We start from the raw sequence: 16,760 nt of genomic DNA, 5'->3' as shown, positions 1-16,760 counted from the left end.
CAACCGGCTGCTCCAAGCGCTTGTCAACAAACGCACAAATCTTGACGCGAATGTTCAGAAGTGAACAGAATAGAGCAGTGACCCCCGCTTGTGCCGCCGCTCTCGGCGTGGATGTCGGCACCACCAATACCAAGGTGGTGCTGGCTGTGCTCGGCGACGGCGTACGCGAAGAGCGGACGCTGACCGTGCCGACGCCGACGACCGGCGCGGGGCTGCAGGCGGTCGTGCTCGGCGCGATCCGCGAGGTCGCCGCCGACAGCCCGCACCCGATCGCGGCCATCGGAGTTGCGTCGATGGGCGAGACCGGCTGCCTCACCGCTCCCGACGGCCACCCCCGGGGCGACCTGCTGCGCTGGGCCGACGGCGACACGTCCACGGCCGACCGCCTGGTGGCCGTCGCCGGTGCGGAAGCGCTGTACGCCGCGACGGGCGTACCCATGCCCGCCAAGTCGCCCCTGACCCACTGGCTGCGCCTCGCCGACGACGGGGATGCGCGACTCGCCGACGCCCGCTGGCTCGGCGCTGACGGGCTCGTGATCGCCGCCCTCACCGGCGAAGCGGTCACCGATCACACGCTGGCGGCGCGCACGATGGCCTACCGGCTCCCCGCCGGTGAGGCCGACCTGTCGCCGTCGTTCGACCCCGACCTCCTCTCGCTGGCCGGGCTGACCCCCGATCGGTTCCCCCGCGTCGTCCTTCCGGGGGAGACGGCAGGGACTCTCGCACCGAGCGCCGCCGCCGCTCTCGGACTTCCGGCGGGCATCCCGGTCGTCGCCGCAGGGCACGACCACGCGGTCGGCGCCTGGGCGGCCGGTGTGCGCGAGCCGGGCGACGCCGCCGACTCGGTCGGGACCGCGGAGGCCCTGCTCCGCGTCGTGAGCGGCGTCCACCGCGAGGATGCGCGACGCACCGGCATGAGCCTCGCCCGCACCGTCGACGGGCGGCACGAGACCCTGCTCGCCGGTAACGCGACGGCGGGTGCGCTGGTCGAATGGGCGTTCGCCGAATTGCTGCCCGGGGCCGACCGGAACGACGTGCTGCAGCAGGCGCTCGCGCACGCCGACGGCGCGGTCGAGGCCGTCCTGCTGCCCTACCTGCGCGGGCGCCAGTCCCCGTCCCCCGATCCGTCGGCGACGCTGAGACTGGTCGAGCTGGCGGCCCGCAACGGCGCGGCCACCGCATCCAGCCCATCCACTCGCCTCGCCGACCCCGCCGCCACCCTCACCGCCGTGCTCGCCGGTCTCGCGCTGCAGCTGGCGTGGATGGATGCGGCCCAGACCGCCCTCGCCGGCCCGCGCCGCAACGAGCTCGCCGTCCTCGGCGGACCTGGCGCCGCGAACGGCGCCTGGTGGCGACTCAAGCAGCGCCTCGTCCCCGGAACCCTCCGCCGGGTCGACGCCGCCGAACCGGTCGCGACGGGCGCAGCAATGCTGGCCGCCCACCGCGTCACCGGCCTCACGACCACGCTGCCGCTGCGCAGCGCCGACAGCGCCGCATCCGCGGGCGATCCGGCTCTGCTGGATGCCTTCGTGGCCGCGGCGACGCTCCACGACAAGGAACCAGCATGACCGACACCACCTCCCGTCCCGCCCTCGACCTGAACGCCATCGCCCGCCCGTCCGGCGGCCTCGCGATGGTCGCGATGGACCAGCGGGAGAGCCTGCGCCACATGTTCGACCTCGCCGGAGCGGGGCGTCCGGCGGACGACGTGCTGATCCGGTTCAAGCTGGACGTCGCCGAGGCGCTCGGCCCGCTGGCCTCCGGGTTCCTGATCGACCGGCACTACGGCTTCGAGGCGGTTCGGGATGCGCTCCTCGCCGGCACCGGCCTCATCCTCGCCGCCGACGCCCTCACCCAGGAGGACGGCGGCCCGGTCGAGGAGACCGCCCTGGACGAAGTCGTGCTCACGCAGACGGACCTGGCCGGGGTCTCCGCCCTCAAGCTGCTGATCATCTGGCGCCGTGACGCCAAGCGCGAGCAGCGCGTGCGTCTCGTCGAGCGGTTCGTCTCCGAGTGTCGTGCGCGCGGTGTCCTCTCGGTGCTCGAGCCGGTCGTCCGTGCGACGCCGGAGGAGTTGGATGCCGGAACGTGGGATCTCGACGTCGCTATCCGCGAGGCCGCCGCCGAGCTGTCGCCGCTCGGCCAGAGTCTCTACAAGGTGCAGGTGCCGATGTCGGGCACCGGGAGCGCGACCGAGCAGCGGGATGCCAGCGAGCGGCTGAACGCCTCCATCACCGGGCCGTGGGTGGTGCTGTCGCAGGGCGTCGACCGCCCGGCGTTCCTGCCGGCCGTCGAGGCCGCGTGCCGTGCCGGTGCGAGCGGGTTCCTCGCCGGTCGTGCACTGTGGAGCGACGTGGTCGGCCGCGACGACGTGCCGTCCGCCCTCCGGGAGCTCTCGGTGCCGCGCCTCGAAGCGCTGATCGACGTGGTCGACCGCCACGCGCGTCCGTGGCAGGAGGCCTGATGATCGCCGGGCTGCTGCACACCGTCCCCGCGCTGGCGCCCACCTTCGACGCACTCGTCGCGGAGGCCGTGCCCGGTGTCGCGCGCGAGCACGTCGTCGACGCGTGGATGCTGGAGACGGCCATCGCCGAGGGCGTCACCCCGGCGGTGCGCGAGCGCGTCGCCTCCCACCTGCGTCACCTTGCCGAGTCGGGTGCGGACGCCATCCTCGTCACCTGCTCGTCGATCGGGGAGGCCGCCGAGGAGGCTGCCGCCACCCTCCCGCGCTCCGTCCCGGTCATCCGCGTCGACGCCGCCATGGCCGCCCAAGCAATCGATTCCTTAGTTTCTCCGTCCGACACGCCGTCGAGCCCCGGAAAAAGTCAGGAGCTGTTGGCTGGGCGGATCGGGGCTGGGCGGATCGCCGTGCTCGCGACGAACACCGCGACGCTCGGACCGACCACGCGACTGATCGAGCGGGAGGCGGCGGCGCAGGGGGTGGACGCGACCGTCACCGCTTCCGTCGTCGAGGGTGCGGCCGCTGCGCGCGCCGCCGGCGATCAGGCCGGCCACGACCGCCTCATCGCGGACGCCGTGCGCGACGCCGCGAACCCCGCAGCCGGCGCCGAGCCCGCGACGGTCATCGTCCTCGCCCAGGCGTCCATGGCGGCGGCCGCCGAGTCGGCGGGCGTCGACATCCCCGTCCTCACCTCCCCGGCCGGCGGCGTCGCTCGGCTCGCGGAGGCTCTGACCCCGTCGGACCCGGGAGAGCCGGACGCCAGCGCGAACCGGCCGGCGCATCCCGGGTCCGGCGGAACCTCCCCGGCCGCGGCACCGGCACCGACACCGACGGCGACATCCCCGGCGGCCACGTCGTGACCGGCGTCGACCTCCTCGCCTACGCCGACCGCCTCGGCGGCGACCTGCCGCGACTGCGCGCACTGCTCGACGGTCCGCTGCGCGACTTCGCCGGCGTGCACATCCTTCCCTTCTTCGTGCCCTTCGACGGTGCGGACGCCGGCTTCGACCCGATCGACCACCGCGCCGTCGACCCGCGGCTCGGCACCTGGGACGACGTCCGCGCGATCGCCGAGCGACGGGAAGTGACGGTCGACCTGATCGTCAACCACGTCTCCAGCGAGTCCGCCGAGTTCGTGGATTGGCTGGCCCTCGGCCACGAGTCGGCGCACGACGGGATGTTCCTCACCTTCGACACCGTCTTTCCCGACGGCGCATCGGAGGCGGAGATCACCGCGTTCTACCGCCCGCGACCGGGACTGCCGTTCACCGCGTACCGGATGGCCGACGGCACCCGACGCTTGGTGTGGACCACGTTCATGCCCAGCCAGGTCGACCTCGACGTGGCGAACGACCGGGCCCGCGAATACCTGCGGACCACGCTGGCGACGCTGCGGGCGGGCGGCGTGACGACGGTCCGGCTCGACGCTGTCGGCTACGCGGTCAAGACGCCGGGGACCGACAGCTTCATGACGCCAGAGACGCTCGAGTTCGTGCGCGAGATCGTCCGTCTGGCCCGCGGTGAAGGTCTGCGCGTCCTGGTCGAGGTGCACGCGCATTACAGCCAGCAGCTCGCCATCGCACCGCTCGTCGACTACGTCTACGACTTCGCGCTGGCCCCGCTCCTTCTCCACAGTCTGGGCACCGGAACCTCCGACCGGTTGGCCGAGTGGCTGCGCATCCGCCCGCAGAATGCCATCACCGTGCTCGACACGCACGACGGCATCGGCATCATCGACGCCGGGCCCTCCGGCGACCGCCCGGGCCTCATCGACCAGGATGAGATGGCCGCGATCTTCGAGCGTGCGACCGTCGCCACGAACGGGCACTCGACGCTCGCGTCCGTCATCCCGGCGTGGACGAGTCTCCCGCACCAGATCAACGCCACCTTCCTCTCCGCCCTCAGCGGCGACGCCCGCAGCTACCTGCTCGCCCGCGCCGTGCAGCTGTGGCTGCCGGGAAAGCCGCAGCTCTACTACGTGGGGCTCCTCGGCGGCCTGGACGACATCGCCCTGTTCCAGCAGACGGGTCAGGGCCGCGACGTCAACCGTCACCGCTACACGCAGGACGAGCTGGATGCCGCGCTTGCGAGCGACGTCGCACGGGCGCAGCTCGCGCTGGTGCGATTGCGGTCGGCGCATCCGGCTTTCCGGGGCGAGTTCGGCTACCGTGTGGATGCCGACGGCTCGCTCGAACTCGAGTGGACGCTCGGCGACGCGCGTGCCACCCTGCACGTCTCGTTCGCCCCAGAACCCCGATTCACCATCCGCACCACGAATACCGGCGGCCCGCTCACCGCCGACCCGCTCACCGCCGGCGCGCTCACCGCCGACCCGCTCACTATCGACACCGTCGAAGCGCTCGGCGCGCTCTGACCCTCCCTCGCCTCCTTCCCCCACCCCGAGGACCATGCAGACCATTCAGGACATCACCGTCACCCGCAGCACGACCGAGGTCGTGCTCGTCGCCCCGGCGTATACGCTCGGCGTCGCACTCACCCGGCCCCGCGCGACCATCGCGGGGCCCGACGGCGAACTCTGGAGCGACCTCTCGCTCGTCGCCAGCGTCGACCGGGTCGGCCTGCCGGACGAGTCGTCCGGCCCCACCGCCGTCACCGTCGAGGAGCAGCCGGACGGCTCGGTGCGCGTCACCGTGCTCACCGACTCCAGCGCCTGGGCGACGAAGGCGGTCGTCCTGCACTGCACGCCGCAGGAGGTGCGTGCACGCGTCGAGGTGACGACCGAGGACGACGACGCCCGCCTGACCGACCTGACCATGTTCGGCGGCCAGGCCGCCCTCCCGTCAGGCGCCGCGGGCACCTTCCGCTCGGGCATCCGCTTCCCGTCGGTCTTCGTGCCGACGCCGACCGAGCCCATCCAGGTGGTCCGCCTCTCCAACACCCAGGCGCAGCTCGGCGTCGTCGGGGATGCGGAGCCCGGCCGCCTGCACGGCATCTTCTCGCCCCCGCCGCTCGTCTTCGCGCTGGGCCGCCCGTCGATCTCGCCGGACGCGCCGCATGGCCCGACCGACATGCCGGTCGGCGACTGGCTCGGCGTCTCCGTGGTCGCCCCGATCGGACAGCTCAGCTTCACGACGTACCGCTACGACGTGATCGACGGCGGCTTCCTGCTGCGGCTCACGTACGAGGGGCACACCCGGGTGCGCGCAGGGGGATGGGTGTCGCCCGAGTTCGTGCTGCGGCCGGCGGGCGCGCCGCTCACCGCGATCCGCGACTACCGCGACGACCTCACTGAGCGCGGCTGGGCCCCCGCCCCGGGCGAGTCCGCCGACTGGTGGCACGAGCCGATCTTCTGCGGCTGGGGCGCGCAGTGCGCGCTCGCCGTCCGGATGAGCCACGAGGGCGAGGCGCTCGCGACCGACAACGCCGACGGCTTCGTCCTCCCGGCAGGCGCCGCGTTCGCACCCGACCTGGCGCGCCAGTACCTGTACGACCGGTGGCTGCGCCGCCTGGCCGAGCGCGACATCCACCCGGGGACCGTCGTGATCGACGACCGCTGGCAGGCCGACTACGGCACCAACACGGTCGACACCGAGAAGTGGCCCGACCTGCGCGGCTGGATCGACGAACGGCATGCGGCCGGGCAGCGCGTCCTGCTCTGGTTCAAGGCGTGGGACCCGGCCGGGCTGCCGGCGGAGCTGACCGTGCGGGATGCGTTCGGCCGTCCGGTCGCCGTCGACCCCTCCAACCCCGCCTACCTGGAGGCCCTCGCCGAGCAGGTGACGCGGATGCTGTCGCCGGACGGACTCGACGCCGACGGCTTCAAGGTCGACTTCACCCAGCGTGCGCCCTCCGGCGTGACCCTCCGCACGCACGCGGACGGCGTCTGGGGCATCAGCGCCCTGCACGCGATCGTGAAGACGATCCACGACGCGGCGAAGGCGGAAAAGCCGGATGCGCTCGTCGTCACCCACACCATCCACCCCTCGTTCTCGGACGTCACCGACATGGTGCGCCTCAACGACGTGCTCGAGGATTCGGTGCACGGGGAGCCGGTGCCCGTCGGCGACCAGCTGCGGTTCCGCCACGACATCGCGGCGGCTGCGCTTCCGGACCATCCGATCGACACCGACCAGTGGCCGATGCCCAACCGCGAGGAGTGGCTCGCGTACGCGCGCATCCAGCCGGAGCTCGGAGTTCCCGCGCTGTACTACGTCGAGTCCATCGACAACAGCCGCGAGGATGTGACCGACGGCGACCTGGATGAGATCGCCGAACTCTGGCGCGAGTATCGGGCGGCCCGTGCCGCCGTTGCCCACGACGACGGCGCCGGCGACCGCACCGAGAAGGAGCCCACCTCCGTATGAGCGCGTTCACCGAGGTCGCTCCCGGCGTGCACCGGTTCGCGGACACGTGCAACGTGTACGTCGTGATGCCGGCCGCCGGCGCTTCCGGTGCGATCGCCGTCGACTTCGGGTCGGGTGACGTGCTGGACCACCTCGGCGAGCTCGGCCTCGACACTCTCGATGCCGTCCTGATGACGCACCACCACCGCGACCAGGGGCAGGGCCTCCCGCGCGCTGTCGCCGCAGGCATCCCGATCTTCGTTCCGCCCGTCGAGCAGGACCTGTTCGCGCGTGTCGACGAGATGTGGTCGGCGCGCGCGCTTTACAACGACTACAACCTGCGGCAGGACCGCTTCTCGCTGCTCGACCCGGTTCCGGTGGCGGGCACTGTTCCTGAATACAGGACGGCTCGCTTCGGCGGCGTCGAGGTCAAGACCATCCCGACGCCCGGCCACACGATGGGGTCGGTCACCTACCTCATCGATCGCGGGGATGCGCGTATCGCGTTCACGGGCGACCTCATCTACGCGCCCGGGAAGGTCTGGTCGCTCGCCGCGACGCAGTGGTCCTACACCGAGAACGAGGGCCCGGCGATGAACGTGCTCTCGTGCCTGCTGCTACAGGAGGAGGAGCCGACCATCCTGCTCCCCTCGCACGGTGAACCCATGGCCGACGCGGCGGATGCGCTCGACCGGCTCGCCAGCCGGATGAGCGAGTACGTCGACTCCCGCCGCACCAACCCGTGGGATCTGCGCGACTGGCTGGAGCGTCCCTTCGTCCGGCTCACCGACCATCTGCTCCTGAACCGCACTGCGAATTCGTGCGTCTACGTGCTGCTGAGCGACTCCGGTGCGGCGCTGTTCATCGACTACGGCTACGACATGTCCACCGGCTGGCCGGCCGGTACCGACCGGGCCGCTCGCCGGCCGTGGCTCGCCTCGCTGCCCGCGCTGAAGCGCGACTTCGGCGTCACCTCGGTCGAAGTCGTGCTCGGAACGCACTACCACGACGACCACATCGCCGGGCTCAACCTTCTGCGCGACGTCGAAGGCACCCAGGTCTGGCTTCCCGAGAACGTTGCGCCGATCATGGCCGACCCGATGCGCACCGACCTGCCGTGCCAGTGGTTCGAGCCCATCCCCGCCGACCGCGTGCTCGGCCTCGGCGAGACGGTGCGTTGGCGGGAGTACGAGTTCGTCACGCACGAGCTGCCCGGCCACACCCTCTACGCCGCCGCCTTCGAATTCGAGGTCGACGGCGTCCGCGTGCTGGCTACGGGCGACCAGCAGACCGCGGAGGGCCGGCTCGGCGTCCAGCGCGAGATCCTCAACTACCAGTATCGCAACCGCTTCCGCCGCGACGACTTCATCCAAAGCGCCGCGCTGTACCGCCGGGTCGCACCCGGTCTGATGATCACCGGCCACTGGCAGGGCCGCGAAGCGGATGAGGACTACCTGCAGCTGCTCACCGAGCAGGGCGACGAGCTCGCGGCCATCCACAACGGACTGCTGCCCGACGACGGGATGCTGCCGCCGGCCGACGGCAACCTGGTGCTGGTCGAGCCGTTCTACCAGCGGGTCGAGGCGGGCGCCGAACTCGAGTACGAGGTCGTCGTGGTGAACGCCTACGACGAACCGCGCGAGGTGGTCGCCCGGCTGGTGACGCCCGAGGGGTGGAGCGACCCGGAGCCGAGCTCCGTCGTGGCCGGTGCGGGCGAGACGGTTCGGCTGCGGTTCGCCGTCCGAGCGACAGCGGATGTGCGGAAACGGCAGCGCCTCGCAGCGGATGTGACGATCGGGGCGGTCCGGTACGGGCAGGCGGGCGACGCGGTGGTGGACACCGTGAGCGGCGCGGTGGCCCCCGCGTAGCGTCCGATCGGTCTCGACACGTCTACGGCCGCTCGGCTAGCCTGCGGGCGTGGAACGCATCCCGCTTTACCGAGAGTGGCACGGCGACCCGGATTCGCCGCGTCCGCCGCTGCTGCTCATCCACGGCGGCGGTTCGACGATCGAGTCGAACTGGGGGCTGCTGCTGCCGCTGGTCGCACCGACCCGGTCGGTGCTCGCCGTCGAACTGCAGGGTCACGGACGCACGACTCCCGGCGACCGACCTGCCAGCTTCGAGGCCTCGGCCGACGACGTCGCGGCGGTGCTGAGCGAGCTGCGGCTCGGCGAAGTGGATGTGCTGGGCTTCAGCAACGGAGGCCAGGTCGCCCTGCAGCTCGCGGCCCGGCATCCGTCCGCCGTGCGCCGGCTGATCGCCGCCTCGGCGCCGACGCGACGGTCGGCGATGGTGGACGGCTTCTGGGACGGCCTCGCCGCCGGCACCTTCGACGACCTGCCCGCGCCGTACCGGGACGCCGACCTCGCGGTCAGCCGCGACCCCGAGCATGCGCGGCGGATGTTCGACCTCGACCAACAGTTGATGCTCGGCTTCGAGGACTTCCCCGACGAGCTGCTGGCGTCGATCGCGGCGCCGACGCTCGTGGTCGGCGCCGACCGTGACGTGGTGCGGGCGGAGCACTTCGTGGAGGTGGCGTCGCTGTTGCCGGATGCGCGGCTCCTCATCGTCCCGGGCATCCACGGCGACTACCTCGGGGAGCGCCTGGCCGCCGCCGGAGACCCCGGCGCTCTGCGCCGCACCCTCCCCCACCTCCTGGCCTTCCTCGACGCCCCCTGACCTGCGGGACGGTCAGCGGGCGACGTCGGCGGAGAGGAGGTCGTCGATCTGGGCGAGGGCGAGGCGCAGGCCCTCCTCCATGCCCATCGCGACCATCTCGTTGAGCTGGTCGACGCTGGCGAACCGCGATACCTGGGTCATCCGCGTGCGACCGTCGCTCTCCTCGAGCGTGGTCGTCATCCGCACCGGCTCGCCGGGCGCCGGGTTGCCGTCGTCGTCCGCGAAGCCGTCGTCGACCGCGAGCTGCGCGGGCGGCTCGATGGCGACGAAGCGCCACCAGCCGCGGGCTTTCGTGCCGTCCGGTCCGGTCATGTAGTAGGTGGCGCGTCCAGCCGGCTCGAACTCGAACACCTCGAAGGTGGCCGGCCACTCCGGCGGTCCCCACCAGCGCTCCAGCTGGCGCGGATCCGACCACAGCTGCCAGACGCGCTCCTGGGGTGCGGCGTACTCGGTGACGAACGTGAGCGTCAGCGCATCCACGTCCTTGTTCGATTCGACGAAGGTCATCGTCCGTTCCTCTCGTGTTCGGTGGTGCGTTCGTTCTCCGCGGCGAGGATGCCGTCGATCGCCACATCGCGACGGCGCCAGAGCTCGTCGTAGGCGTCGAGCAGTCGCGACGCGCGCCGGATGGTCTCAGGGTCGCCGGACACCACGCGTTCCCGCCCACGGGTGCGCTTGTGGACGAGCCCCGCCCGTTCGAGCACCGCGACGTGCTTCTGCACCGCCGCGAAGCTCATGTCGTACCGCCGGGCGAGCTCGCTCACGGAGTGCTCCCCCTGGAGCGACCGCGCGACGATGTCCCGCCGTGTCGCATCCGCCAGGGCCTGGAAGATGCGATCGACCTCAGCATCCGTCATCTCATCTACAACCATGTGGTTGTACGTTACGCGCCGCCTGCAACTCGCGCAACCCGCAATCCTCACGAGGTGCTCGCAGTTGCTGCCGACACGCCGCGGCACCGCGCAACTGCGAGCACCTCGGGAGGGACGCGGCGCGGGAGGCGTGGAGGTGGACGCGCGATGGACGGGATGGGCGCGGGACGCGCGCGGCGCACGCGCCGTGTTGACCCGACGCCCTGCCTCGCCCTAGTATCTGTGGGAACGATCCCACACGATCCACCAGCGCAGGCGTGGTCGTGCACCCTCGGAAGGACATGATGGCAAACGGCCTCCGCGCCGTCCTCTCACTCGACATCGGCGGCACGAAGCTCGCCGTCGGTGTTGTGACGGAAGACGGCCGAACCCACGCACTGATCGTCGAGCCCACGCGCCGCGAGGAGGGTCCGGGTGCGATCGTTCCCAGGCTCTTCGACATGGGCCACCGGGCGATCGCCGCATCCGGACTTCAGGTGGAGGCCGTCGGCATCTCGTGCGGTGGTCCGCTCGACGCGAAGACCGGCGTGCTGACCGGTCCGCTGCACCTGCCCGGCTGGATCGACCTGCCGATCGTCGACCTGGCCGAGCGCGAGTTCGGCATCCCCGCGGTGCTCGAGAACGACGCGACCGCCGGCGCTCTCGGCGAGTTCCGCTACGGTGCGGGACGCGATGCCGACACCATGGTCTACCTCACGATCTCCACGGGAATCGGCGGTGGCGCCGTCATCGACGGACGCCTGCACCGCGGCGCCGCCGGCAACGGCGGCGAGTTCGGTCACGTGATGGTCCGCACCGACGGCCGGCCCTGCCTGTGCGGCCGCCGCGGATGCCTGGAGGGCTACGCGTCCGGAACCTCGATCGCTCAGCGCGCCCGCGAAGCCGTCGCCGAGCGCGGCGCCGGGTCCTCGCTTGCCCAGCTTCCCGAGGTGCGGGCGGAGGATGTCGTTGCCGCGGCAGCCGCGGGCGACACCCTCGCGACCGAGCTCTGGCAGGAGACCGTCGAGGCGCTCTCCACCGCGCTGACCGACCTCGTCAACGTCTTCGAGCCCGACCTCGTCGTGCTCGGCGGCGGCGTCACCCGCTCGGGCGACGCCCTGCTCGTCCCGGTCCGGGAGCGCGTAGCGGCCGACGCCATGCCGCCCGCGGCCGCAGCATCCACCGTGGTGCTGGCGGGCCTCGGCGACGTGGTCTGCGTCGTCGGCGCGGGTGCCGTCGCGTTCGACCGTCTCGACCGGCTCGCGGGTGCGGGCGTCTCACAGGAGGGAGCCCACCGTGGCTGAGTGGATGCGTGAGCAGCTGGAGGCGCACATCCAGGTCGCCGAGCAGGGCGAGAAGCTCCTGCCGGCCCTGCGCGAGGTGGGAAAGGTGCTCTGCGACGCGTTCGCCGAGCGCGGCATCCTGTACACGTTCGGCAACGGCGGCAGCGCCGCGGACGCCCAGCACTTCACCGGCGAGATCATCGGGCACTACAAGCGCGACCGGCGACCGCTCGGCGCGGTCACGCTCAGCACCGACCCGACGACGATGACCTGCATCGCCAACGACTACTCGTACGGCGACGTCTTCTCGCGCCAGGTGCTCGGCCTCGCGCGACCGGGCGACGTCGTGGCGGCATTCACGACGAGCGGGCGGAGTGCGAACATCGTCTCAGCGCTCGAAGCGGCGAAGTCGGTCGGCGCCACGACGGTGCTGTTCGGCGGCGGCGATGGCGGCCCGGCGAAGCAGTTCGCCGACTACGCGCTGCTGAGCCCGTCCACCACCACCCCGAGGATCCAGGAGTTCCACACGTTCATGCTCCACGTGCTCTCCGAACTCGTGGACGCCTGGGCCGACGGCGACGAGGAGTACGCCCTGTGACGATCCCAACCTCCCCAGCCAACGGTTCCGGAGTTTCTCCGGTCGACACGCCGCGCGTGGGCGGAGAAACTCCGGAGAAGATCGCAGTGGATGCGGCGGATGAGCGCACGGAAGCGACGACCGCAGAGCGCCGCGACGCTCCCGTCGCGAACGCCCCCGCCGGCACGCAGCCGCGCGACCTCCCGGCCGCGAAGCGCCCCACCGCGACCCCGCAGCGCACCCTCCACATGATCGGCAACGCGCACCTCGACCCGGTGTGGCTGTGGCCGTGGCAGGAGGGCTACCAGGAGGCCCGCGCGACCTTCTGGTCGGCCATCCACCGCATGGATGAGTACCCCGACTTCATCTTCACCTGCGACCAGATCGTGCTGCTCAGCTGGGTCGAGGAGTCCGATCCCGAACTGTTCGAGCGCATCAAGGAGCGCGTCGCCGAGGGTCGCTGGGTGAATGTCGGCGGCTGGTGGGTCGAGCCCGACAACAACATGCCGATGGGCGAGAGCTTCGTCCGGCAGGGCCTCTACGGTCAGCGCTACCTGGAGTCGCGCTTCGGCAAGCCGTCGACGGTCGGCATGAACGTCGACCCGTTCGGGCACAACGCGATGCTGCCGCAGATCCTCCGCGGCCAGGGCATGGACTCGTACACCTTCCTCCGTCCCGGCCCACACGAGTCGGACTTCGGGGATTCGCTGTTCTGGTGGGAGGCGCCCGACGGCTCCCGAGTGCTCGCCTACCGCATCCCGTTCGAGTACGGGAGCCCGCCCGGCTCTGTCGATGGCCAGACCGAGAAGTCGCTCGCGTCGCTCGACCGCAGCGTGGGCTTCGGCGAGAACGCGACCGCCATGGTCTTCTACGGCGTGGGCAACCACGGCGGCGGCCCGACCATCGCGAACATCGAGTCGATCCACCGCTACGACCGGATGGGCTCCTTCGGAAGGATGACGATGTCCTCACCGCGCACGTACTTCGACGAGGTGCTGGGACGGGGCGAGGCGTTCCTCGACTCCCTCCCGGTGCGCCGCGACGACCTGCAGCACCACGCGCCCGGCTGCTACTCGTCGCACTCCGGCATCAAGGCGTGGCAGCGACGCGCCCAGTTCGCCGTGCTGAACGCCGAGCGCTGGGCGGCCGTCGTCGCCGCCAGCGACGGCGTCGCGTACCCGCGGGATGAGCTGGAGACGGCGTGGAAGCAGGTGCTGTTCAACCAGTTCCACGACATCCTGCCGGGTTCGGCGATCGAGCCGTCGTACGACGACGTACGCGACCAGCTGGGCGAGGCGGTGTCGATCTCGAAGCGGATCGTGACCCGCGCCCACAACGTCATCGCCCGCCAGGTGCAGGTCGACCGGGAGGACGGCACCCAGCCCGTGCTCGTCTTCAACCCGCACGCCTGGCCGGTGTCGGTGGATGTCGACTTCCAATACGGCGCTCAGCGCGGCGGCGTGCACGTGGTCGACGAGAACGGCGAGCCGGTCGTCTTCCAGAACTCGCAGTCCACTGCGACGACGGATGACATCTCGCGCGGCGCCGTTGTGTTCCGCGCCGACGTTCCCGCCCTTGGCTACCGTCTGTACAGCCTGCGCCCCGGCGCGGGCCCGGGCGCCGCAGGCAGCGGGCTCACCGTCACCGCGGACACCCTCGAGAACGAGCACGTCCGCATCCGTATCGACCAGGAAACGGGCTGGATCTCGTCGTACCTGAACAAGGCGACCGGTGTGGATGTGATGGCCGGTGTCGACGGCGCGCAGCACACCCAGATCAACGACGACCCGACCGACACCTGGGGCCACCGCGTCGTCTCGTACGCCTGGCCGGGCGCGACGATGGAGCTGAAGCGGATCGTCGTGCGCGAGACGGGGCCGCTGCGCTCCCGTGTGCGCATCGAGCGCGCGTGGGGCGCATCCACTCTGGTCGAGGAACTCATCCTCGACCACGACTCGCCGGTGCTGCGGGTCAACGTCACGCTCGACTGGCGCGAGCAGGCGCACCTGCTGAAGCTGCGCTTCCCGACCGTGCTGCAGGACCCGACGGCGACCTACGAGATTCCGTTCGGGCACCTGGAGCGCCCGGTCGACGGCGCGGAGGAGCCGGCCCAGTCGTGGGTGGATCTGACCGGCGCGGTCGACGGCAAAGCGGCCGGCCTCACGGTCATCACCACGAACAAGCACGCCTACGACGTGAGCCCGGGCGGCCCGGGCAACGGCGATCAGCCGAGCATCGGCGTCACCGCCGTCCGCAGCCCCGTCTACTCGTGGCATGACCCGCGGCTGCTCGACCCCGAGGGCATCTACTCGTTCCAGGATCAGGGCGTGCAGCGGTTCAGCTACGAGCTGGTCCCGCACGCCGGCGACTGGCGCGCGGCCGACCCGATCCGTCGGGCCCTCGTGCTGGGGAATCCGGTCCGGGCGATGCAGGAGTCGTTCCACGACGGCGCGCTGCCCCCGGTGAAGTCGTTCGCCGGTGACGGCGCCGGAACAGTCATGGTCACCGCCCTCAAGGGCACCGAGGATGCGACGGATGCGCCCGGCGGCGCCGATGTCGTCGTGCGCGCGGTCGAGACGCGTGGCGAGGGCGGCCGGTCACGGATCGAGTTGCCGCTTCTCGGACGCACCATCGAGGAGGACTTCGGTCCGTCGCAGCTGCGCACCTTCGTCGTGCCGGCCGACCCGTCAGAGCCCGTGCGGGAGGTCGACCTGATCGAGCGCCCGCTGTCGTGAGCCCGCATCCCGAGGTCTGCGTCAGCGTCGTCGGTGCCGCGGCCGACGCGGTCGAGGTGCGGCAGGAGTGGAGCCCGGCCGAGGCGGGCTGGCGGCTCACCCTGCACGTCGCCTACACCGGCGACGACCCGGCCGACGGGTCGGTGCTGGTCGAGGCGCCGGTGCACGGCGCCGACGACCCGTGGTGGTTGATCCCAGGCGCGTTCTACGGCGAGAACCGGCCGGCAGAGAACGCCCGGGCCTTCCCGCGCTTCGAGATCGGCGCGGACTCGCCGGAGCAGCACGACGCCCTGGTGAGCGACGCCTGGGAGTTCCGCGCCGACCGCGCGGCCACGTCTGCGGTCTTCGCATGGGCCGGTCCCGACCATGGCGGCGTCGCCCTCGCGGCGGACGAGACCACGCCGCTCGGCCTGACCGGCCTGGGGCTCGCCCACGACGCGGAGTGGGGCGACGCGAGGGTCAGCCTCCGCTTCCCGTACCGCGAGTTTCCGGTCACCTACTTCGGCGACGCGCGCCCGCGCCCGGCTGACGTCGCCACCCACGTCTTCACCCCAGGGGAGACCGTGGAGATCACCGTCCGCGTGTTCGAGCTGGCCGCATCCCGTCACTCCTATGCGCCCATCCTGCGCGCCCTGCACGCCGAGTCGGCGCCGACTGCGCCGCTCGACCCCTGGGTGGATGTGGCGACCGCGGCCGACCTCACCGCCGAGGGGCTGCTGACGTGGCACTACGACCCGGACCCCGGCGTGCTGCTGGAGACGGTCGGCTTCGACCGCGAGGTGAGCGGCCGCGACGGGCTGAGCGTCGACCGGCAGGCGATGCACGTCGGCTGGGTCAGCGGCATCCCGTGGGCGTACGCGCTGCTGTCGCACGGCCTGCGCACGTCGCGCGCCGACGAAGTGGATGCGGCCGAGCGCGTCATCGACTTCATCACCGCATCCCTGTCGCCGTCCGGCACGTTCTGGGGCGTCTGGTACCGCGACCACGGCTGGACGCAGAGCTGGACCGAGCTCAAGCGCGGCCTGCACTCGCGGACCCTGGCGGAGGCGACCCTTTTCCTGGTGCGCGCCCAGGGCCTTGCGCCGCACGGGCAGTGGGAGCACGCCATCCGCTCGAACCTCGATGTCGTCGTCGGGCGTCAGCGTTCCGACGGCAATCTCGGCTCAGTGCACCACGCGGAGACCGGCGAGGTGCTTTCGTGGTCGGGAGCGTCGGGGCTCACCTGGATCGCCGCGCTCGTAGAGGCCACGGATCGCGATGAGCGCTACCTTCCTGCCGCGCTCGCTGCCGGCCGCTACTACGAGCAGTTCGTCGACCGCGAGTTCGTGCATGGCGCCCCGGAGGACGTGGACCTTGCCCCGACCTCCGAAGACGGTTACGCGGCCGTCATGGCGTACGTCGCGCTGCACCGGGTGACCGGGGACGCGCACTGGCTCGATGTCGCGCGCCGCGCCGCCGATTGGATGCTGACCTTCCGGTACAGCTACGACGTCTCGTTCCCGCAGCACACGCTGCTCGGCGCCTACGGTTTCCGCACGCGCGGAGCGGACAACGCGTCGCCGTCGAACCAGCACCTCCACGCGTACGGACTCGTCTGCACCGCTGAGCTGCGCGAGCTCTCCGCCGCCCTCGGCGACCCGCACTACGCGGAGCGTGCGGACGAGACGCTCGCCTGCTTCCGCCAGTTCATCGCGCGGGAGGACGGGGACTTCAACGCCTACCGGGGCATGGTCAGCGAGCGCTACTACCAGACCGAGTGCTTCCAGCCGAAGGGGATGCTGCTCACGCTCTCGCACGCCTGGAGCGTCGGGGTGACGCTGCTCGCCTGCGAGCAGACGCTCGCGAGCTGAGGCGGCCCGCCCGTCGCCGT

13 protein-coding genes are annotated in these 16,760 nt (G+C 71.6%); 11 read left to right on the top strand and 2 right to left on the bottom strand.

Annotated elements, in window-relative coordinates; genetic code table 11:
- Nucleotides 1–77: 77 nt before the first annotated feature.
- From AB4Z18_RS17940 to AB4Z18_RS17910, 7 genes are read left to right on the top strand one after another with little or no spacing between them, the layout of a single operon-like run.
- Entirely contained in the window at nucleotides 78–1,568 is a 1,491-nt protein-coding gene (locus AB4Z18_RS17940) for an FGGY-family carbohydrate kinase (protein ID WP_441784126.1), read from the top strand.
- Nucleotides 1,565–2,464, top strand: coding sequence for a hypothetical protein (locus AB4Z18_RS17935; RefSeq protein ID WP_441784125.1), 900 nt, complete (start codon nucleotides 1,565–1,567; stop codon nucleotides 2,462–2,464). The genes AB4Z18_RS17940 and AB4Z18_RS17935 overlap by 4 nt, the downstream gene beginning before the upstream one ends.
- Entirely contained in the window at nucleotides 2,464–3,321 is an 858-nt protein-coding gene (locus AB4Z18_RS17930) for a hypothetical protein (protein ID WP_441784124.1), read from the top strand. The genes AB4Z18_RS17935 and AB4Z18_RS17930 overlap by 1 nt, the downstream gene beginning before the upstream one ends.
- On the top strand, nucleotides 3,318–4,835 hold the full coding sequence (gene gtfA / locus AB4Z18_RS17925) for a sucrose phosphorylase (protein WP_441784123.1): 1,518 nt from the start codon (nucleotides 3,318–3,320) through the stop codon (nucleotides 4,833–4,835). Before AB4Z18_RS17930 ends, gtfA begins: the two co-directional genes overlap by 4 nt.
- A gap of 34 nt (nucleotides 4,836–4,869) precedes the next feature.
- Nucleotides 4,870–6,786, top strand: a complete 1,917-nt coding sequence (locus AB4Z18_RS17920; protein ID WP_441784122.1) for a hypothetical protein — start codon at nucleotides 4,870–4,872, stop codon at nucleotides 6,784–6,786.
- Nucleotides 6,783–8,633 carry an MBL fold metallo-hydrolase gene (locus AB4Z18_RS17915; RefSeq protein WP_441784121.1) on the top strand — a complete coding sequence of 617 codons (1,851 nt, stop codon included), beginning with the start codon at nucleotides 6,783–6,785 and terminating at the stop codon, nucleotides 8,631–8,633. The genes AB4Z18_RS17920 and AB4Z18_RS17915 overlap by 4 nt, the downstream gene beginning before the upstream one ends.
- Nucleotides 8,634–8,682: 49 nt before the next feature.
- The gene (locus AB4Z18_RS17910; RefSeq protein WP_441784120.1) at nucleotides 8,683–9,444 is read left to right on the top strand and encodes an alpha/beta fold hydrolase; all 762 of its coding nucleotides are present in this window, start codon (nucleotides 8,683–8,685) and stop codon (nucleotides 9,442–9,444) included.
- Nucleotides 9,445–9,456: 12 nt separating this feature from the next.
- Here the strand turns inward: AB4Z18_RS17910 and AB4Z18_RS17905 are convergent, their stop codons facing one another.
- The gene (locus AB4Z18_RS17905) at nucleotides 9,457–9,951 is read right to left on the bottom strand and encodes an SRPBCC family protein (RefSeq protein ID WP_441784119.1); all 495 of its coding nucleotides are present in this window, start codon (nucleotides 9,949–9,951) and stop codon (nucleotides 9,457–9,459) included.
- Entirely contained in the window at nucleotides 9,948–10,316 is a 369-nt protein-coding gene (locus tag AB4Z18_RS17900; protein ID WP_441784118.1) for an ArsR/SmtB family transcription factor, read from the bottom strand. The genes AB4Z18_RS17905 and AB4Z18_RS17900 overlap by 4 nt, the downstream gene beginning before the upstream one ends.
- Before the next feature lie 284 nt (nucleotides 10,317–10,600).
- On the opposite strand from AB4Z18_RS17900, the gene AB4Z18_RS17895 reads away from it, so the two are divergent.
- Genes AB4Z18_RS17895 through AB4Z18_RS17880 form a run of 4 tightly spaced genes read left to right on the top strand, consistent with a single transcriptional unit; the run spans nucleotide 10,601 to nucleotide 16,740 of the window.
- A complete protein-coding gene (locus AB4Z18_RS17895) occupies nucleotides 10,601–11,599 on the top strand; it encodes an ROK family protein (protein WP_441784117.1) in 999 nt (332 codons plus the stop codon).
- Complete coding sequence (locus AB4Z18_RS17890) at nucleotides 11,592–12,176, top strand: D-sedoheptulose-7-phosphate isomerase (protein WP_441784116.1); 585 nt, start codon at nucleotides 11,592–11,594, stop codon at nucleotides 12,174–12,176. Before AB4Z18_RS17895 ends, AB4Z18_RS17890 begins: the two co-directional genes overlap by 8 nt.
- Nucleotides 12,173–14,890, top strand: coding sequence for an alpha-mannosidase (locus AB4Z18_RS17885; RefSeq protein WP_441784115.1), 2,718 nt, complete (start codon nucleotides 12,173–12,175; stop codon nucleotides 14,888–14,890). Before AB4Z18_RS17890 ends, AB4Z18_RS17885 begins: the two co-directional genes overlap by 4 nt.
- Nucleotides 14,887–16,740 carry a hypothetical protein gene (locus AB4Z18_RS17880; protein WP_441784114.1) on the top strand — a complete coding sequence of 618 codons (1,854 nt, stop codon included), beginning with the start codon at nucleotides 14,887–14,889 and terminating at the stop codon, nucleotides 16,738–16,740. The genes AB4Z18_RS17885 and AB4Z18_RS17880 overlap by 4 nt, the downstream gene beginning before the upstream one ends.
- Nucleotides 16,741–16,760: the final 20 nt, after the last annotated feature.

This window comes from Leifsonia sp. 2TAF2, from assembly GCF_052115085.1.
Classification (GTDB): Bacteria; Actinomycetota; Actinomycetes; order Actinomycetales; family Microbacteriaceae; genus Leifsonia.
Note: the sequence above shows the minus strand (reverse complement) of the source record. Positions and strands in the feature narration are given on the sequence as shown.